Origin of the sequence: Falsiroseomonas sp. HW251 (genome assembly GCF_050563545.1) — a bacterium.
Classification (GTDB): domain Bacteria; phylum Pseudomonadota; class Alphaproteobacteria; order Acetobacterales; family Acetobacteraceae; genus Falsiroseomonas.
The window spans coordinates 41,322-56,297 of the sequence record NZ_JBNXUM010000001.1 but is presented as its reverse complement, the minus strand read 5'-3'; the positions used below and the strand labels follow the sequence as shown (position 1 = coordinate 56,297).

Sequence of the window (14,976 nt, the reverse complement as noted above, 5' to 3'; positions counted from 1 at the left end):
GGGCTACGCCTCCTCCGGCGTCCGCAAGGTCAGCGCCAGGGCGTGCAGCCCGCCCTTGAACTCCGCTGCCAGCGCCTCGTGCACCGCGCGGGACCGCGCCACGCGGTTCATCCCCGCGAAGGCCGGCGAGACCACGCGCACGCTGTAATGGGTCTCGCCGCCCGGGGCGGCGCCGGCATGGCCGGCATGGCGGTGGCTGTCGTCCACCACCGCGACCTCGGCGGGGGGAAAGCTGGCGCGGAGGGTCTCCGCGATGCGGTCGGCGCGACGGGTCATGCTGTGCAGATGGTTGTTCGCGAAGGGTTTTCCACAGGGCGGGGGAACATGTCCGGCCCGCGCCGCGCTGCCTTGCGCACCCCGGGACCCACGCCCATAACTGCCCGATGCCACGACGGAGCGAGCGCATCCAGCTGGGGATTCCGGAAGAGCCGGCGGCGCCGCCCCGGCTCTGCGAAAGCCCGGGCTGCCTGCTCGGCGGCGAGTACCGCGCGCCGAAGGACCGCGCGCATCTCAACGACTATCGCTGGTTCTGCCTGGAGCATGTTCGCGAGTACAACCGCGCCTGGGACTACTACAAGGGCATGGGCCCGACCGAGATCGAGAGCGAGCTGCGCAAGGACAGCGGCTGGCAGCGCCCGACCTGGCCGCTGGGACGCCTCGGCGGCTTCAACCCCTTCGACAGCGAGTACATCCGCGACCCCCTCGGCGTGCTGCGCGACACCCCTCTGCACAAGGCGCGGCGCGAGAAGACCCCGAGGCGCGACGAGCCGCCGGGCGAACTGCGCGCGGCGCTCGACGTTCTGGGGCTGGGCTGGCCGCTCGATTCCGTGACGCTGCGCGCGCGCTGGAAGGAACTCGCCAAGCGCCACCACCCCGACGCCAATGGCGGCGACCGCCAGGCCGAGGAGCGGCTGAAGGACATTAACCGCGCCTACAGCCTGCTCCGCCATCGCGTCGGCCGCCCCGCCGAGGCAGCCGCCGCGGGGTAGCCCCGCCGCTTCGCCCGCCCTAGATTGCCCCTTTCTCCCCCCAGCCGGACCGCGTCATGACCAAGGTCGCCCTCGCCGAAACCCGCACCACCGCCTCGATCGACAGGCCCGACATCGAGGTCAAGGTGCGTGACGCCTTCGGCATCGACAGCGACATGATGGCGCCGGGCTTTTCCGTGCGCACGGAGCACGTGCCGGAGATCGACACCTCCTACCGCTTCGACCGAGACACCACGCTCGCGATCCTGGCGGGCTTCGCCTTCAACCGCCGCGTGATGGTCCAGGGCTATCACGGCACCGGCAAGTCCACGCATATCGAACAGGTCGCGGCGCGGCTGAACTGGCCCTGCATCCGCGTCAACCTCGACAGCCACATCAGCCGCATCGACCTGATCGGCAAGGACGCGATCGTCCTGAAGGACGGCAAGCAGGTCACCGAGTTCCGCGAGGGCATCCTGCCCTGGGCGCTGCAGCATCCCTGTGCGCTGGTTTTCGACGAATACGATGCCGGCCGCCCGGACGTGATGTTCGTGATCCAGCGCGTGCTGGAGGTCGAGGGCAAGCTGACGCTGCTCGACCAGAACAAGGTCATCAGGCCCCACCCGATGTTCCGCCTGTTCTCCACTGCGAACACGGTCGGTCTGGGCGACACGACGGGGCTCTATCACGGCACGCAGCAGATCAACCAGGGCCAGATGGACCGCTGGAACATCGTGGCGACGCTGAACTACCTGCCGCATGCGCAGGAGACCGAGATCGTCATGGCGAAGCTCGGCATCGACGCCAAGGACGCGAAGATGAAGCGCCAGGTCGAGGCCATGGTCGCGCTCGCCGACCTCACGCGCGCCGGCTTCATCGCGGGCGACATCTCGACCGTGATGTCGCCGCGCACCGTCATCACCTGGGCGGAGAATGCGCGGATCTTCGGGGATGTCGGCTTCGCCTTCCGCCTGACCTTCCTCAACAAGTGCGACGAGGCCGAGCGCAGCACGGTCGCTGAGTACTACCAGCGCTGCTTCAACGAGGAGCTGCCGACCGGCCTGTTGCTGCGCAAGGCGGGGTGAACCGATGGCGGCGCCGCGCTTCCTGCTGCATCACTCCCCGAGATCGCGCTCCATGGGCAGCCTGTGGCTGCTCGAGGAAGCGGGGGCGGACTATGAGATCCGGTGGTACAGCCTGGAGGCCGGCTCGCACAAGGCGCCGGATTTCCTGAGGCTCAACCCCGCGGGCAAGCTGCCGGCGCTGCTGGACCGCGGGCCCGACGGATCCTGGGACGTGGTGGTGACGGAAGCCGTCGCCATCGCGGCCTATGTCGCAGACCTCTTCCCTGCTTCCGGCCTGGCGCCGGCGATCGGCACGCGGGAACGCGCTGCCTATCTGTTCTGGATGGCCTACGGACCGGGCGTCGCGGAACCCGCCATGGCCGATGCCGCCTTCCCGCGCGCCCGGCCCGCGCCGCCGAGCGCGCTCGGCTGGCCCGCGATGCCCGAGGTCCTGGCGCGGATCGAGACGGCGCTGGACGGCCGTCGCTGGCTCCTGGGCGACCGCTTCACCGCCGCCGATCTCGTCGTCGGCGGCCTGCTCGCCTACATGGCGGGCTTCGGCCTGATGCAGCCCTCGCCGGTCATCGCGCGCTATCTCGCCGCCATCGAGGCCCGCCCGGCACGGCAGCGCGCCCTTGCCATGAAGGCGCCGGCATGAGCGGCAAGCAGGACCAGACCCGACAGGAGGAATTCAAGCGCGCCACCGCCGGCGTGCTGCGCGCCATCGCGCAGGTGCCGGAGGTCCAGGTCGCCTTCCAGCCCGGCCCCTCCGGCCTCGCGGGCAAGCGGGCGCGGCTGCCGCTGCCGACGCGCGCCCTCCCGCCGGCGGAGATGGCGAAGCTGCGTGGCGCGGCGGATGCCATCGGCCTCAAGCTCCGCCACCATGACGAGGGCGTGCACAACGCCCGCCTGCCGACGCGCCGCGAGGCGCGCGAGGTCTATGACGCGCTGGAAGACGTGCGCGTCGAGGTCGTGGGAAGCCAGCACATGGCCGGTGTCGCGGCGAACCTCCGCGCGCGGCTGGCCGACCAGTGCGAGGCCGAGGGCTACGACCGCATGACGCGCAAGGACCAGCTGCCGATGGCCGCGGCGCTAGGTCTGCTCGCGCGCGAGAAGCTGTCCGGCGAGCCGGCTCCCGCGGCTGCGCGGCGCGTGCTCGATCTCTGGCGCGACACGCTCGGCGAGAAGGCCGACCAGGCGCTCGAGGAGATGGCGCACAGCGCCGACAACCAGGACGCCTTCGCGCGCGCCTCCCGCAAGCTGCTCGCGGCCCTCGACCTCGCCGAGGCCGAGGTCGAGACAGAATCCGAGCAGGACGAGGAAGAAGGCGAGGGCGGCGAGACCAGCCAGCAGCAGGACCAGTCCGGCGAGGGCGAGGCTCAGGCGCAGGACCAGGAATCGATGCTCGGCGCCCAGCCGGAATCCATGCAGGGCGACGCTGCCGAGGACGAGACCGAGGAAGGCGAGGAGGAGGGCGCGGCGGCCGATGGCGACGACCGCCCGGGCGGCCCGACCCAGCGGCGCGAGGTGCCGCAGGTCGACGATCCCTCGGCCTACAAGGCCTTCACCCGCTCCTTCGACGAGATCGTCGAGGCCGAGGATCTCTGCGACGCCGACGAGCTCGGCCGGCTGCGCCAGCAGCTCGACCAGCAGCTCAGCCACCTGCAGGGCGTGGTGTCGAAGCTCGCGAACCGCCTGCAACGCAGATTGCTCGCGCAGCAGCAGCGCGCCTGGGAATTCGACCTCGAGGAAGGGCTGCTCGACGTCGCGCGGCTCGCGCGCATCGTCGCCAACCCCATGCACTCGCTGTCCTACAAGCGGGAGCGCGAGGCGGATTTCCGCGACACCGTCGTCACGCTGCTGATCGACAATTCCGGCAGCATGCGCGGCCGCCCCATCACGGTCGCCGCGATGTGCTGCGACATCCTGGCCCGCACGTTGGAGCGCTGCGGCGTCAAGGTGGAGATCCTGGGCTTCACGACGCGCGCCTGGAAGGGCGGGCAGTCGCGCGAGCGCTGGGTGCAGGAAGGCAAGCCGCGCAACCCCGGCCGCCTCAACGATCTCCGCCACGTCGTCTACAAGGCCGCGGACGAGCCGTGGCGGCGGGCGCGCCGCAATCTCGGGCTGATGCTCCGCGAGGGGCTGCTGAAGGAGAACATCGACGGCGAGGCGCTGGACTGGGCGTATCGCCGGCTGCTCGCGCGGAGCGAGCATCGCCGGATCCTGATGGTGATCAGCGACGGCGCGCCGGTGGATGATTCGACGCTGTCCGTGAACCCAGGGAACTACCTCGAGCGCCACCTGCGCAAGGTGATCGGCGAGATCGAAGGGCGCGAGATCATCGAGCTCATCGCCATCGGCATCGGCCACGACGTCACGCGCTACTACCGTCGCGCGGTGACGATCGTGGACGCCGAGGAGCTCGGCGGCACGATGATGAAGAAGCTGGCGGAGCTGTTCGACGAGGACGCCGCGCTGGCGTGGCAGCGCGCCGCCGCCGAACGCGCGCCGGCTGTAGTCTGATGCGTTGCGGCCCGCTGCCACGCTGCTGTGCCTCGCGCGCCTTCGGCGCGACGCAGCGCGCCGCCGCCGAACGCGCGCCGGCGGTCGTCTGATGTGCTGCGGCCCGCTGCCACGCTCCTGTGCCTCGCGCGTCTTCGGCGCGACGCAGCGCGCCGCCGCCGAACGCGCGCCGGCTGTCGTCTGATGTGCTGCGGCCCGCTGCCACGCTGCTGTGCCTCGCGCGCCTTCGGCGCGACGCAGCGCGCCGCCGCCGAACGTGCGCCGGCGGTCGTCTGATGTGCTGCGGCCCGCTGCCACGCTGCTGTTCCTCGCGCGCCTTCGGCGCGACGCAGCGCGCCGCCGCCGAACGCGCGCCGGCGATCGTCTGAGCGCGGTTCCTCCCGGCGTTCCCCCCACCCCGACCCTCCCCCGCGAGCGGGAGAGGGAGCGGTTGCACCCTTTCCCCCTCTCCCGCTTGCGGGGGAGGGTGCCCGAGCGCAGCGAAGGCGGGTGGGGGCCGGCGCCACCTCCCCCGATGCCGCGGCGCGCCATCCTCGGTGGGCTGCTCGCCGCAGCCCTTCCCGCCTGCGCGCAGGCCCAGCCAGGCCAGGTCGCGACCGCCTTCGCCCTCCCCGACCTGCCCGACACCTCCGCCCTCCGCCCCCTCGGTGCCTTCGAGATCGACCGCCAGGCGCTCGGCTTCGGCGGGCTCTCCGCGCTGCACATCGCGCCGGACCTCACCGTCACTGCGGTCAGCGACCTCGCGCGCTTCGCGGAATTCCGCCTCACCCTCGGCCCGAACCTGCGGCCCACCGCGCTCGAGGTCATCCGCACGGGCCGGCTGCGCGACGGCTCGGGGCGGCCGCTGTCGCGGGGCTACACCGGCGACTCCGAAGCCCTCGCGCGGCTGCCGAACGGCGACTGGCTCGTCGGCTTCGAGCGCTGGCACCGCATCCGCCGCTACCGCGACCTCGACGGCCCCGGCGACTATGTCGAGGCGCCGCCGGGGCTCGAGCAGGCGCCGGCCAATGGCGGGCTGGAGACGCTGGCCGTGCTCGCCGACGGGCGATGGCTCGCGATCGCCGAGGAGCTGACGCCGCCCGACGCGCCGGCGCTGCGCACCGCCTGGCTCGGCGGCCCCGGCCGCTGGACCATCCTGGCCTACCGCCCCGCCCCTGGCCTGGTGCCGGTCGATGCGACGCCGCTGCCCGATGGCGGCGCGCTGGTGCTGGAGCGCGGCTTCTCGTTCCTCGGCGGCTTCTCCGGCCGCCTGACGCGCCTCTCGGCCGCGGCGCTCGCCGCGCCGGTGCTGGAGCCGCAGGAGATCCTGCGCCTCGCCCCGCCGCTGCCGGTGGACAACTACGAAGGTGTCGCGGCGGTAATGCATGAGGGCCGGATGCTGGTCGGCATCGTCTCCGACGACAACCAGAACGGCCTGCAGCGGACGCTTTTGCTGTTCTTCGAGATGGCGAGCTAGGCCGGGCGGGATCAGGCGGGTTCCAGCAGCCTCGCCCGCGGCAGGGTCAGCCAGGCGCGGGCGCCGATTCCGGGCGCGGACTCCAGCCGGACGTCGCCGCCATGCGCCGCGGCGAGCGAGCGGGCCAGGCTGAGCCCGAGATCGAGGCCCCGCGTGCCCGGGAGCGCGGCCGGCTGTTCCGCGCCGAGGTCGTGGGCGGCCAGGCCGTCGCCCTCGTCCTCCACGACGATGGCGACGGTCTCGCTCGCGACGACCCAGCGCAGCACGATGGCGTCGCCGTCGCGGGAATGACTGGCGGCGCGGCGTAGCAGCGCGGCCAGCGCGCCCTCCAGCGCGCGGCGATCGGCCCTGACGGTCAGCACGCGCAGCGCCTGGTCCACCTGCCAGTGGCGTCGGCCGGGGCGGATCTGGCGGTCCACCAGCGCGATGGCGGCGTCCACGATGGGGCCGAGCGGGGCGGGGCCTTCATGGATCACGCGGGGGCCGGGGATGGCCGCGACCTCGGCCAGGTCGTCGGCCAGGCGGAGAAGCCGTTCGGCCGGACCCTGCACGGTCTCGCCCCGCCATTTCGCGGGCACCGAGGCGAGGCCGTCCCAGCCCGACAGCCCGGCCGCGATGCCCCGCAGTTCCTGGGCGGCCAGCGCGAGGGACCGGCCACGCGCCGCCGCCAGGCGCTGGCTGTCGGCACAGCGCGCGCGGGCCTGCTTCAGGGCGCGGCGCTGGAGCAGCAGCACTGATCCGGCGGCGCCCGCCAGGATGAGGAGCAGGGTGAAGGAAATGGACGCCGGCATGGCTGCAGGCTGCCATCCCCCGGCTTTACAAAAGGTAAAGCGTCAGCGGGCGGCCGACGCTTCCATGTCAAGCTGGCGTGACGAAGCCGTGAGGCCCCGGCCGTGGACGATCCCGTCCAGGCCCTCGGGCCGGTTCAGGCCGCGGCCTTGCGGGCCTGCGCCTTCTCGAGCCGGCGCTTCAGCACGATCGCCTCGGCGGGAAGGCGGCGGTCGGGCGTGCCGAGCAGGAAGCTGTCGAGGCCGCCATTGTGCTCCACCGTGCGGATGCCCGCGACGGACAGGCGCAGGCGGATCGGCGCCCCGAGGATGTCGGAGAAGAACGACGTCTCCTGCAGGTTCGGCAGGTAGCGGCGGCGGGTCTTGTTGTTGGCGTGGCTGACGTTGTTGCCGGTCAGCACGCCCTTGCCGGTCACTGCGCAGCGGCGGGCCATGACAGTCTCTATCCCGTTGGACGACACGCCGGGGGCCAGCGAAAAGCGTGGCCCGGGGCGGACGGAGTTGTTCGGAGCGGGGCCGTATCGCGGAGAACGGACCCTTAGTCAAGCCGCAGTCGGCCCGCAGGGCCGGTCTGCCCGCAGTCGGCCCGCAGGGCCGATCTGCCCGCGGTCGGCCCGCAGGGCCGATCCGCACGCGGTCGCCGGGCGCTGCCCCAAGGGCGCGCCCTCAGGCGCCGCCTACATCGCGCCCGGCGATCCCCCGGGCCCGCGCATCTCGTCGAGCTCGCCGGATTCGACCGAATCCAGCGCGTTGCGCAGCACCTGCGCCACGCCACGGTCGTCCATGCTGCGGGCCAGCATCCCCAGCGCGCCGCCCAGCAGGGCCGAGGCGACCGAGATCGGGGCGATGTTCTGCCCGAGCATGTATTCGATCGCCTTGTCCACCACCGCGCCGGCGTGGCTGAGGTCCTCCGGGGCCACGCCCTCGGGGTCGAGCTGCATTCCTTGCCCTCCTGTGCTGGGCGGCACATAGGCAGGACAGGGGGCGGGGGGAACCCCTATGCCGGGGATGCGACCCTGCGGACCTCGCAAAGCCAGGATTTCAGGGGCTGGGTACCGCTGATCGGGTCCACCAGGTCGCCGCCCAGCACCAGGTTGAGGTTGGTCCCGCCCTCGGCGAAGGGGTCCTCGCCCGCCAGGCCGAGCGCCTCGCAGCCCTGCCACCAGCCATGCTGGCCGACCGCGACGCGCGGATCGAGGGACGCGTTCAGCGCGGCCCGCGCGCACACCCGCCCGAGCGGGGTGGCGATCTCGACCCAGTCGCCGGCGGCGATGCCGCGCGCCTTCGCGGCCTCGGGGTGGAGGTCGAGCTCGGGCTCGCGGGCCTGGCGCCGCAGGCTCGGCAGGTTTCGATGCTGGCTCTCGCAGAACAGCGTGTGCTTGGCACTGGTCAGCACCAGCGGGAAGTCGGCGGCGAGATCCGGGCGGGCGGCCGGGCCCATCAGCGGCTCCTCGAAGGCGGGCAGGGACGCCTGGCCATGGTCGAGGAAGGCCTCGCAATGGATCTGTGCCTTGCGGGTCGGCGTGGCGAAGCCCGACTGCTCGTATTTGCGGTAGCGCGTCGTCAGCGGCACGTCGAGGCCGCCCGGGGCGTCGCGCAGCGCCTCGAGCGTCAGGCCGGAGGGCGCGAGCTGCTCGCGCCATGCCGCCTGCTGGTCGCCCTGCCAGAACTGCTCGCCGAGCCCGAGCGCGACCGCGAGGTCGAAGGCGATCTGCATGTCGGAGCGACTCTCGCCGACCGGCGCGACGGCGGCCTGGCGGAGCTGCACGCGGGCCTGCGCGGCCTCGCTGACGTCGAAGCCGGCCTTGAGCGCCTCGGCCTCGAAGGGCGTCGCGGCGGGTAGCACGATGTCGGCGAAAGCCGCGGACGGGTTCATGAAGAGGTCGGCGTGGACGCTGAACTCGAACGCGGCCAGCGCGTCGCGACCGCGCCGGGGATCGGCATGCGAGACCAGCATGTTGCCGCCGAATGAGACGAGGCCTGCGACGCGGTAGGGCTTGCCTTCGAGGACGCCGCGGTAGATCTCCTCGGGCGAGACGAAGCCCCAGCGCGCAATGCCGAGCGGCCGGTCGGCCATGCCGAGGGCCGGCGAAGCGTCCGGCGCGCCCTTCACGGGCGGCGCCGCCGCCAGGTTCGCCCCGGGCAGCAGCACGTTGCCGCCCGGCGCGTCGAAGCAGCCGGTCAGCAGGTGGATCAGCGAGATCGCGCGCGCGGTCTGCGTCGTGTTGGTGTGCTGCTCATGCCCGCTCCAGGCGTAGTAGGCGGTGGGCCGGGCCTCCCAGATCATCCGCGCGGCCTGTTCGACCTGCGCGGCGGGCACCCAGCAGGTCTCGGCGACGCGCGCCGGCGTCCACTCCGCGCAGAGCGCGGCGTAGCGCGCGAAGGCGGTGCGGCAGGCGATGCCGGCGAGGATCGGCGCGGCGTCCAGCGCCGGCAGCCCGTCGCGCGCATAGGCGCCGTTGCGGGGATCATAGGGCAGGACGGCGCCGGCCTCGTCCAGCGCGACGAGCAGCGCGGGATCGGCGCCGGGCTCGATGTCCGACAGGCGCAGCAGGCGCCCGGTATCCTCGCGCACCAGCAGCGGGCCGTTCGACCAGCGCCGCACGAAGTCGAGGTCGAACCAGCCGCGGGCGATCATCACGTTCGCGATGCCGAGCGCGAGCGCCCCGTCGCTGCCCGGCCGCGGTCTGATCCAGAGGTCGGCCTTGTTCGCCAGCCCGACATGGCGCGGGTCGATGACGATCAGCTTCATCCCGCGCTTGAGCGCCGCGACGGTCGCGGTCGCATGCGTCAGCCGCGAATGGGAGGGGTTGTAGCCCCAGAGGATCAGGCATCCCGCGCGCTCGATCTCCGGCATGGCACCGCCGGCGCCGGTGGCGAGGCTGCCGACACCGAAGGTGTAGGTGGTCGCGAAGCCGCGGCCCCAGCCGCAGATGTCCACGTTGTTCATCATGTTGGATGCGCCGATGCCGCGCATCAGCCGCGCGATCCAGGGCCCGGCATCGTTCGTCGAGGTGCAGGAGCCCGAGGCGCGGCTGAAGGCGATGGCGCGCGGGCCGTGGCGATCGGCGATGCGGCGCAAGGCGGAAGCGGTCTCGGCCAGCGCCTCCTCCCAGGAGATGCGCCGCCAGCCGGGATCGGGATCGCCCTTCGGCCGCGTGCGCCGCATCGGGTGCAGCAGCCGGTCGGGATGGTACACGAGCTCCGGCGCCGCGCGGCCCTTGGCGCAGAGCGCCTGGCCCGTGGGATGCGTGGGATCGGGCTCGAGCCCGACCAGCCGGCCGTCCTGCGTGACATAGGTGCAGCCGCAGCGTGCGATGCAGAGGGCACAATGGCCCTGCTTGCGTTCGACCGGCATGCCGGGCTCCTTTCACGGTGCCGGGCCAGCCTATCAGGAAGCAGGCAAGGCGGGCCACCCGCGCGATGGCGCTGTAGGATGCGCGCGCCGCATCCGCGAAGGCTGCTCGCCGGGACATGCTGGAACTTGACCATCTCACGGTGATCGCCCCGACCCTGGCGGAGGGCTGCGCGCATGCGCGCGCGTGCCTCGACCTCGACATCCCGTTCGGGCAGCGCCACGGCTACATGGGCACCGTCAATCACCTCCTGCAGCTCGGAGCGGGCGTCTACCTGGAGATCGTGGCGGTCGATCCCGATACCGCAGGGCCGGGGCGCGCGCGATGGTTCGGCCTGGATGACCGGCGCGCGGTCAGGGCCGCCTGGGATGCGGGGCGCCGCCTGCGCGCCTGGGTCGCGCGGACCGACGGGCTCGACGCCTTCCTCGCGGGCCGCGAGGACACCTTCGGGAAGAAGGTCTCCCTGCCCTGGAGCGATCCGTCCTTCGACTTCGCGCTTCGCGACGACGGCGCGCTTCCGCTCGACGGCGCGGCGCCGTGCATCATCGACAGGCGCGGCAGGCCCCGCTCCATGGCGACGATCGCCGACCTCGGCGCGAGGCTGCGATCCTTCTCGCTCGAACACCCCGACGCCGCCGGCATCTCGGCGCTCTACCGCGAGCTCGGCGTCAGCCGCGGCCCGGCGATCCTGCAGGGCAGCGAGCCGCGCTACCGGGCCCGCATCGAGACGCCGGCCGGGGTCAGGGAGCTCTGCTGACGCTCAGGCCGGCGCCTTCGCCCGGGCCTCGAAGTCGCGCTCCGCGGCCTGGGCGGCCGCGGCGGCCTCGGCGGCGGCGACCGCTTCCGACTGGCGCCGCCACATCTCGGCATAGAGCCCGTCCTCGGCGATCAGCGCGGCGTGGCTGCCGCGCTCGGCAATGCGGCCATCCTGCAAGACGATGATCTCGTCGGCCTCGACCACGGTGGAGAGGCGATGCGCGATCACCAGGGTGGTGCGCCCCCGCGCGGCGTCGCGTAGCGCGGCCTGGATCTCCTGCTCGGTATGGGTGTCGAGCGCGCTCGTTGCCTCGTCCAGGATCAGAATGCGCGGGTCCTTCAGGAGCGTGCGTGCGATGGCGACCCGCTGCTTCTCGCCGCCAGAGAGCTTGAGCCCGCGCTCCCCGACCCGCGTGTCGTAGCCGTCGGGCAGGCGGAGCACGAAGTCATGGACCTGCGCGAGCTTCGCGGCCTGCTCGACCTCCTCCTGGCTCGCGCCGGGACGGCCATAGGCGATGTTGTAGCGGATGGTGTCGTTGAACAGCACGGTGTCCTGCGGCACGACGCCGATGGCCTGGCGGAGGCTGTCCTGCGTGACGTCGCGCACGTCCTGCCCGTCGATGCGCACGGCTCCCTGGTTCACGTCGTAGAAGCGGAACAGCAGGCGGGAGATCGTGGATTTGCCGGCGCCGGTCGGGCCGACGATGGCCAGCGTCCGCCCAGGCGGCACGTCGATGGTCACGCCTTTCAGGATCTCGCGGTCGGGCCGGTAGCCGAAGCGGACGTCCTCGAACCGGACCTCGCCCTGGGTCACGCGGATCGGGCGCGCATCGGGCTTGTCCGGCACCTCGCGCTCCTCGCGCAGCAGCCGGAACATGGCCTCCATGTCCACCAGGCCCTGCTTGATCTCGCGATAGGCGAAGCCGAGGAAGTTGAGCGGCTGGAAGAGCTGCAGCAGGTAGGTGTTCACCAGCACGAAGTCGCCGACCGTCATCTGGCCATGCGCCACGCGGTACGCCGCGAGCAGCATCACCAGGGTGAGGCCCACCGCGACGATCGCCTGCTGGCCGAAGTTCAGCGCGTTCAGCGTGACCTCGGAGCGGACATAGGCATGCTCGTAGCGCTGCATCGCGCTGTCGTAGCGCCGCGCCTCATGCGCCTCGTTGCCGAAATACTTCACGGTCTCGAAGTTCAGCAGGCTGTCCACCGCCTTGGTGTTGGCCTCCTGATCGGTCTCGTTCATCTGCCGGCGGAAGCGCAGGCGCCATTCCGTGAAGAGCAGGGTGAAGGCGATGTAGCCGCCGAGCGCGACCATGATGATCGCGCTGAAGCTGATGTCGAACATCGCCCAGAGGATGATGGCGACCACCAGGATCTCGACCAGCGTCGGTGCGATGCGGAAGAGCAGGAAGTCGAGGACGAAGGTCATGCCCCGCGTCCCGCGCTCGATCACCCGCGACAGCCCGCCGGTCTGGCGGTCGAGGTGGAAGCGCAGCGACAGCCGATGCAGGTGCTCGAACACCTCGAGGGAGATGCGCCGCATGGCGCGTCCCTGCACCTTGGAGAAGACGGCGTCGGAGCCTTCCGTCAGCGCCGAGGAGAGCAGGCGGGTCAGGCCGTAGGCCGCGACGATCGCGACCGGCACGGCGACCGCCTGGACCGCGGCGCCATGCGGCGTCAGGGCATCCACCGCGCGCCCGAAGGCGAGCGGGACCAGCACGTTGGCGCCGCGGGCGGCGACCAGCAGCAGCAGGCTGATCACCACGCGCAGCCGCAGCATCGGCTCGTTCGCCGGCCAGAGATAGGTCGCGAGCGTCAGCAGCGTCGTCAGGCCGCTGCGCTCGTCACGGGGTTGAGATGGCACGCCTTGCTCCGGCCGGGGTCGTCGGTGGAAAGATGTGGTTACGCCCGACGGCCGGGAAAGGCGACCCGGCGCTTCCCGGCCATGCGCGGGCCGCGTTACTGAGGGCCATGACCCCGTTCGACCGCCTCTGGCGCCACATCGAGGCCTGCAACAACATCGCCTCGCCCGCACACCTCGTGCCCTTCCGCATCGGAGAGGAGCAGGTGGGCTGGATGGGCGCGGAGCTCGCGCGCGCCCTCTCCTTCTTCCCGCGGGAGGTGCATTTCGACGGCCGCGGCGCCGCGCTCGCCGGGCGGCTGCGCGGGGAGGGGCAGCGGACGGCGGCGCTGGAACGCCTGACCCAGGCACTGGCCGGGCGGGGCCATTTCCGTCTGCGCGACGAGCCCTTCGACATCCGCGCCACGCCCGACGGTCCCACCCTTGCCCGGATCGACCGCGGCGCGCTGCCGGCCTTCGGGATCATGTCGCAGGGCGTGCATGTCAACGGCTTCGTCCGGCGGGCCGATGGGCTGCACCTCTGGGTGGGCTGGCGGTCGAGGGACAAGTCCGTCGCGCCGGGCCAGATGGACAACGTGGTCGCCGGCGGCATCCCGGCCGGGCTCTCGCCGCTGGAATGCCTGGTGAAGGAGGCGGGAGAGGAAGCGTCCCTGCCGGAGGAGCTTGCCGCGCGGGCGGTGCCGGCGGGCCGGATCTCCTACGTCATGGCCAATGACGAGGGGCTCCGGCGCGACGTGCTGCACCTCTACGACCTCGAGATCCCCGACGGCGTCGTGCCGCGCCCGCGCGACGACGAGGTCGAGCGCTTCGAGCTGATGCCGGCCGAGGACGCGCTGCGCCTGGTCGCGGAGACCGACCGCGTGAAGTTCAACGTGAACCTCGTCATCGCCGATTTCGCGCTGCGCCACAGGCTGCTGGACGGAATCGGCGACGCCCGGCGCGCCCAGCTCAGGGCCGGGCTCGACCAGGTCGGTTGATCCCACCCGGGCGGGCCGGCCGGCGCCAGGTCAGCCCTGGGCGAGGCGGTCGAGCGTGGCGGCGATCTCGGCCAGCGCGGCCTCGGCCTCGGCGCGCATCTCGAGAGCCAGCGCCGGGGCCTCGGCGCCGGGCGCCATGGCGCGGCGGGCGACGGCTTCGAGCCGCATTGCGCCGATGCCGGCGGCGGTGCCGGCCAGCGCATGGGCCGCGCGCCGCGCGGGCTCCTCGCGCGCCGCGGCCGCGGCAGCGTCGAAGTCGCGGGCGAGGCGGGTCAGGTCGTCCAGGAAGGCGCGCAGGATCGGCACCAGCTCGCTTCGCGGCAGTGTCGCCGAGAGCTGTGCGATGGTCTGCGGGTCGAGCGCACTCACCTTTTCCCTCTGGCACTCGCCGCGGGGACGGTCAATTCGCGCGGTGTGTCCGGATTCCGCCGCCGCTACTGGCGGTTCCCGAAGCGCATCAGCATCGCACGCAGGGGATCGGCGGCCGGGTTGTGCGCCGCCATGTCGATGACGATCTGCTGCGCCGTCGCGTCGCGGCCGTAATAGGCGCGCGCGCCCGCGGCGTCGTAATTCATGTAGGAGCCCTGCAGGGACAGCCCGGCGAAGAGCCCGCGCGACTGCGCGAGCGCCACGTAGTCGGCGCCCGCCGCCGCTGTCGTGCCGCCGCCGATACCGGCGCCGAAGGTCGCGAAGGTCAGGTTGGCGTCGCCGCCGAAGCGCACCTGGTCGCGCAGCAGCGCGGTCAGCGCGCGGTCGTTCATGACGAGGACGACGAGGCTGGCGTCGGTGATCCCGGCCTGCAGGCCGAAGCTCGCCGCGCCCATGGAGTAGAAGGCCGGCGACGACCAGGACCCGCTGCCGTCGCGCGCCGAGAGGACGCAGGCCCCGCCCTCCCCGCCGAAGATGAAGCCGGCGCGGAAGAAGCGGGGGCAGACCAGCGCGGCGCGGGCGCGCTTCAGCGTGTCGGTCGCGTCCTGCGGGCGGTCGCCGGCGGTCATCACCTCCTGCACGGCGAGGGTGGCGCGATCGACCAGGACCTGCTGCTGGGCCTCGTTCTGCCCGCTGGCGCAGCCCGCGAGGAGAAGGGCCGCGACGAGGATGCCGCGAAACATCAACAATTCCCCCCAAGGCGTTGTCGTCCGCAGGGTTTCTACAGGACAGAACCATGACTGTCCAAGGCGAAGGCGGGGTCGTTCCGCCGGGGGTCGCGGGGGCGTGAACCCCGGC

At 72.4% G+C, this 14,976-nt stretch carries 15 protein-coding genes; 7 read left to right on the top strand and 8 right to left on the bottom strand.

Annotated features, from left to right (window positions below):
* Positions 1-3 precede the first annotated feature (3 nt).
* A complete protein-coding gene (locus tag ACLF3M_RS00290) occupies positions 4-276 on the bottom strand; it encodes a BolA family protein (protein ID WP_430654828.1) in 273 nt (90 codons plus the stop codon).
* Between the two features lie 107 nt (positions 277-383).
* On the opposite strand from ACLF3M_RS00290, the gene ACLF3M_RS00285 reads away from it, so the two are divergent.
* From ACLF3M_RS00285 to ACLF3M_RS00265, 5 genes are all read left to right on the top strand, one after another.
* Complete coding sequence (locus ACLF3M_RS00285; protein WP_430654827.1) at positions 384-989, top strand: J domain-containing protein; 606 nt, start codon at positions 384-386, stop codon at positions 987-989.
* 56 nt (positions 990-1,045) lie between these two features.
* On the top strand, positions 1,046-2,053 hold the full coding sequence (gene cobS, locus ACLF3M_RS00280) for a cobaltochelatase subunit CobS (protein ID WP_430654826.1): 1,008 nt from the start codon (positions 1,046-1,048) through the stop codon (positions 2,051-2,053).
* Between the two features lie 4 nt (positions 2,054-2,057).
* Positions 2,058-2,690 (top strand): glutathione S-transferase family protein, encoded by a 633-nt coding sequence (locus ACLF3M_RS00275; RefSeq protein WP_430654825.1) that lies wholly within the window; start codon positions 2,058-2,060, stop codon positions 2,688-2,690.
* Positions 2,687-4,555: a cobaltochelatase subunit CobT gene (cobT, locus tag ACLF3M_RS00270; RefSeq protein WP_430654824.1), complete on the top strand. Its 1,869-nt coding sequence runs from the start codon at positions 2,687-2,689 to the stop codon at positions 4,553-4,555. Before ACLF3M_RS00275 ends, cobT begins: the two co-directional genes overlap by 4 nt.
* A gap of 514 nt (positions 4,556-5,069) precedes the next feature.
* Complete coding sequence (locus ACLF3M_RS00265) at positions 5,070-6,011, top strand: esterase-like activity of phytase family protein (RefSeq protein WP_430654823.1); 942 nt, start codon at positions 5,070-5,072, stop codon at positions 6,009-6,011.
* Between the two features lie 11 nt (positions 6,012-6,022).
* On the opposite strand, the gene ACLF3M_RS00260 is transcribed toward ACLF3M_RS00265, so the two are convergent.
* The 4 genes from ACLF3M_RS00260 to ACLF3M_RS00245 form a co-directional block, all read right to left on the bottom strand.
* A complete protein-coding gene (locus tag ACLF3M_RS00260) occupies positions 6,023-6,802 on the bottom strand; it encodes a sensor histidine kinase (RefSeq protein WP_430654822.1) in 780 nt (259 codons plus the stop codon).
* 134 nt (positions 6,803-6,936) lie between these two features.
* Positions 6,937-7,233 carry a 50S ribosomal protein L28 gene (rpmB, locus tag ACLF3M_RS00255; RefSeq protein WP_430654821.1) on the bottom strand — a complete coding sequence of 99 codons (297 nt, stop codon included), beginning with the start codon at positions 7,231-7,233 and terminating at the stop codon, positions 6,937-6,939.
* A gap of 243 nt (positions 7,234-7,476) precedes the next feature.
* On the bottom strand, positions 7,477-7,740 hold the full coding sequence (locus ACLF3M_RS00250) for a hypothetical protein (RefSeq protein ID WP_430654820.1): 264 nt from the start codon (positions 7,738-7,740) through the stop codon (positions 7,477-7,479).
* 56 nt (positions 7,741-7,796) lie between these two features.
* A complete protein-coding gene (locus ACLF3M_RS00245; RefSeq protein ID WP_430654819.1) occupies positions 7,797-10,157 on the bottom strand; it encodes a molybdopterin-containing oxidoreductase family protein in 2,361 nt (786 codons plus the stop codon).
* Between the two features lie 116 nt (positions 10,158-10,273).
* Between ACLF3M_RS00245 and ACLF3M_RS00240 the strand changes: the two genes are divergently transcribed.
* Positions 10,274-10,912: a VOC family protein gene (locus tag ACLF3M_RS00240; RefSeq protein ID WP_430654818.1), complete on the top strand. Its 639-nt coding sequence runs from the start codon at positions 10,274-10,276 to the stop codon at positions 10,910-10,912.
* A gap of 3 nt (positions 10,913-10,915) precedes the next feature.
* On the opposite strand, the gene ACLF3M_RS00235 is transcribed toward ACLF3M_RS00240, so the two are convergent.
* Positions 10,916-12,691 carry an ABCB family ABC transporter ATP-binding protein/permease gene (locus tag ACLF3M_RS00235; protein ID WP_430655143.1) on the bottom strand — a complete coding sequence of 592 codons (1,776 nt, stop codon included), beginning with the start codon at positions 12,689-12,691 and terminating at the stop codon, positions 10,916-10,918.
* 191 nt (positions 12,692-12,882) lie between these two features.
* Here ACLF3M_RS00235 and ACLF3M_RS00230 point away from each other — a divergent pair, with 191 nt between their 5' ends.
* Positions 12,883-13,749: a DUF4743 domain-containing protein gene (locus ACLF3M_RS00230; protein ID WP_430654817.1), complete on the top strand. Its 867-nt coding sequence runs from the start codon at positions 12,883-12,885 to the stop codon at positions 13,747-13,749.
* 30 nt (positions 13,750-13,779) lie between these two features.
* On the opposite strand, the gene ACLF3M_RS00225 is transcribed toward ACLF3M_RS00230, so the two are convergent.
* Both ACLF3M_RS00225 and ACLF3M_RS00220 read right to left on the bottom strand, forming a co-directional pair.
* Positions 13,780-14,118, bottom strand: coding sequence for an Hpt domain-containing protein (locus ACLF3M_RS00225; protein ID WP_430654816.1), 339 nt, complete (start codon positions 14,116-14,118; stop codon positions 13,780-13,782).
* Positions 14,119-14,183: 65 nt separating this feature from the next.
* On the bottom strand, positions 14,184-14,861 hold the full coding sequence (locus ACLF3M_RS00220) for a lipid-binding SYLF domain-containing protein (protein ID WP_430654815.1): 678 nt from the start codon (positions 14,859-14,861) through the stop codon (positions 14,184-14,186).
* Positions 14,862-14,976 lie beyond the last annotated feature (115 nt).

Coding starts and splice junctions, on each gene's coding strand:
- ACLF3M_RS00220 (WP_430654815.1), bottom strand. CDS start 14,861: ATGTTTCGCGGCATCCTCGTCGCGGCCCTTCTCCTCGCGGGCTGCGCC.
- rpmB (WP_430654821.1), bottom strand. CDS start 7,233: ATGGCCCGCCGCTGCGCAGTGACCGGCAAGGGCGTGCTGACCGGCAAC.
- ACLF3M_RS00290 (WP_430654828.1), bottom strand. CDS start 276: ATGACCCGTCGCGCCGACCGCATCGCGGAGACCCTCCGCGCCAGCTTT.
- ACLF3M_RS00265 (WP_430654823.1), top strand. CDS start 5,070: ATGCCGCGGCGCGCCATCCTCGGTGGGCTGCTCGCCGCAGCCCTTCCC.
- ACLF3M_RS00245 (WP_430654819.1), bottom strand. CDS start 10,157: ATGCCGGTCGAACGCAAGCAGGGCCATTGTGCCCTCTGCATCGCACGC.
- cobT (WP_430654824.1), top strand. CDS start 2,687: ATGAGCGGCAAGCAGGACCAGACCCGACAGGAGGAATTCAAGCGCGCC.
- ACLF3M_RS00235 (WP_430655143.1), bottom strand. CDS start 12,691: ATGCTGCGGCTGCGCGTGGTGATCAGCCTGCTGCTGCTGGTCGCCGCC.
- ACLF3M_RS00250 (WP_430654820.1), bottom strand. CDS start 7,740: ATGCAGCTCGACCCCGAGGGCGTGGCCCCGGAGGACCTCAGCCACGCC.
- ACLF3M_RS00285 (WP_430654827.1), top strand. CDS start 384: ATGCCACGACGGAGCGAGCGCATCCAGCTGGGGATTCCGGAAGAGCCG.
- ACLF3M_RS00230 (WP_430654817.1), top strand. CDS start 12,883: ATGACCCCGTTCGACCGCCTCTGGCGCCACATCGAGGCCTGCAACAAC.
- ACLF3M_RS00240 (WP_430654818.1), top strand. CDS start 10,274: ATGCTGGAACTTGACCATCTCACGGTGATCGCCCCGACCCTGGCGGAG.
- ACLF3M_RS00275 (WP_430654825.1), top strand. CDS start 2,058: ATGGCGGCGCCGCGCTTCCTGCTGCATCACTCCCCGAGATCGCGCTCC.
- ACLF3M_RS00260 (WP_430654822.1), bottom strand. CDS start 6,802: ATGCCGGCGTCCATTTCCTTCACCCTGCTCCTCATCCTGGCGGGCGCC.
- cobS (WP_430654826.1), top strand. CDS start 1,046: ATGACCAAGGTCGCCCTCGCCGAAACCCGCACCACCGCCTCGATCGAC.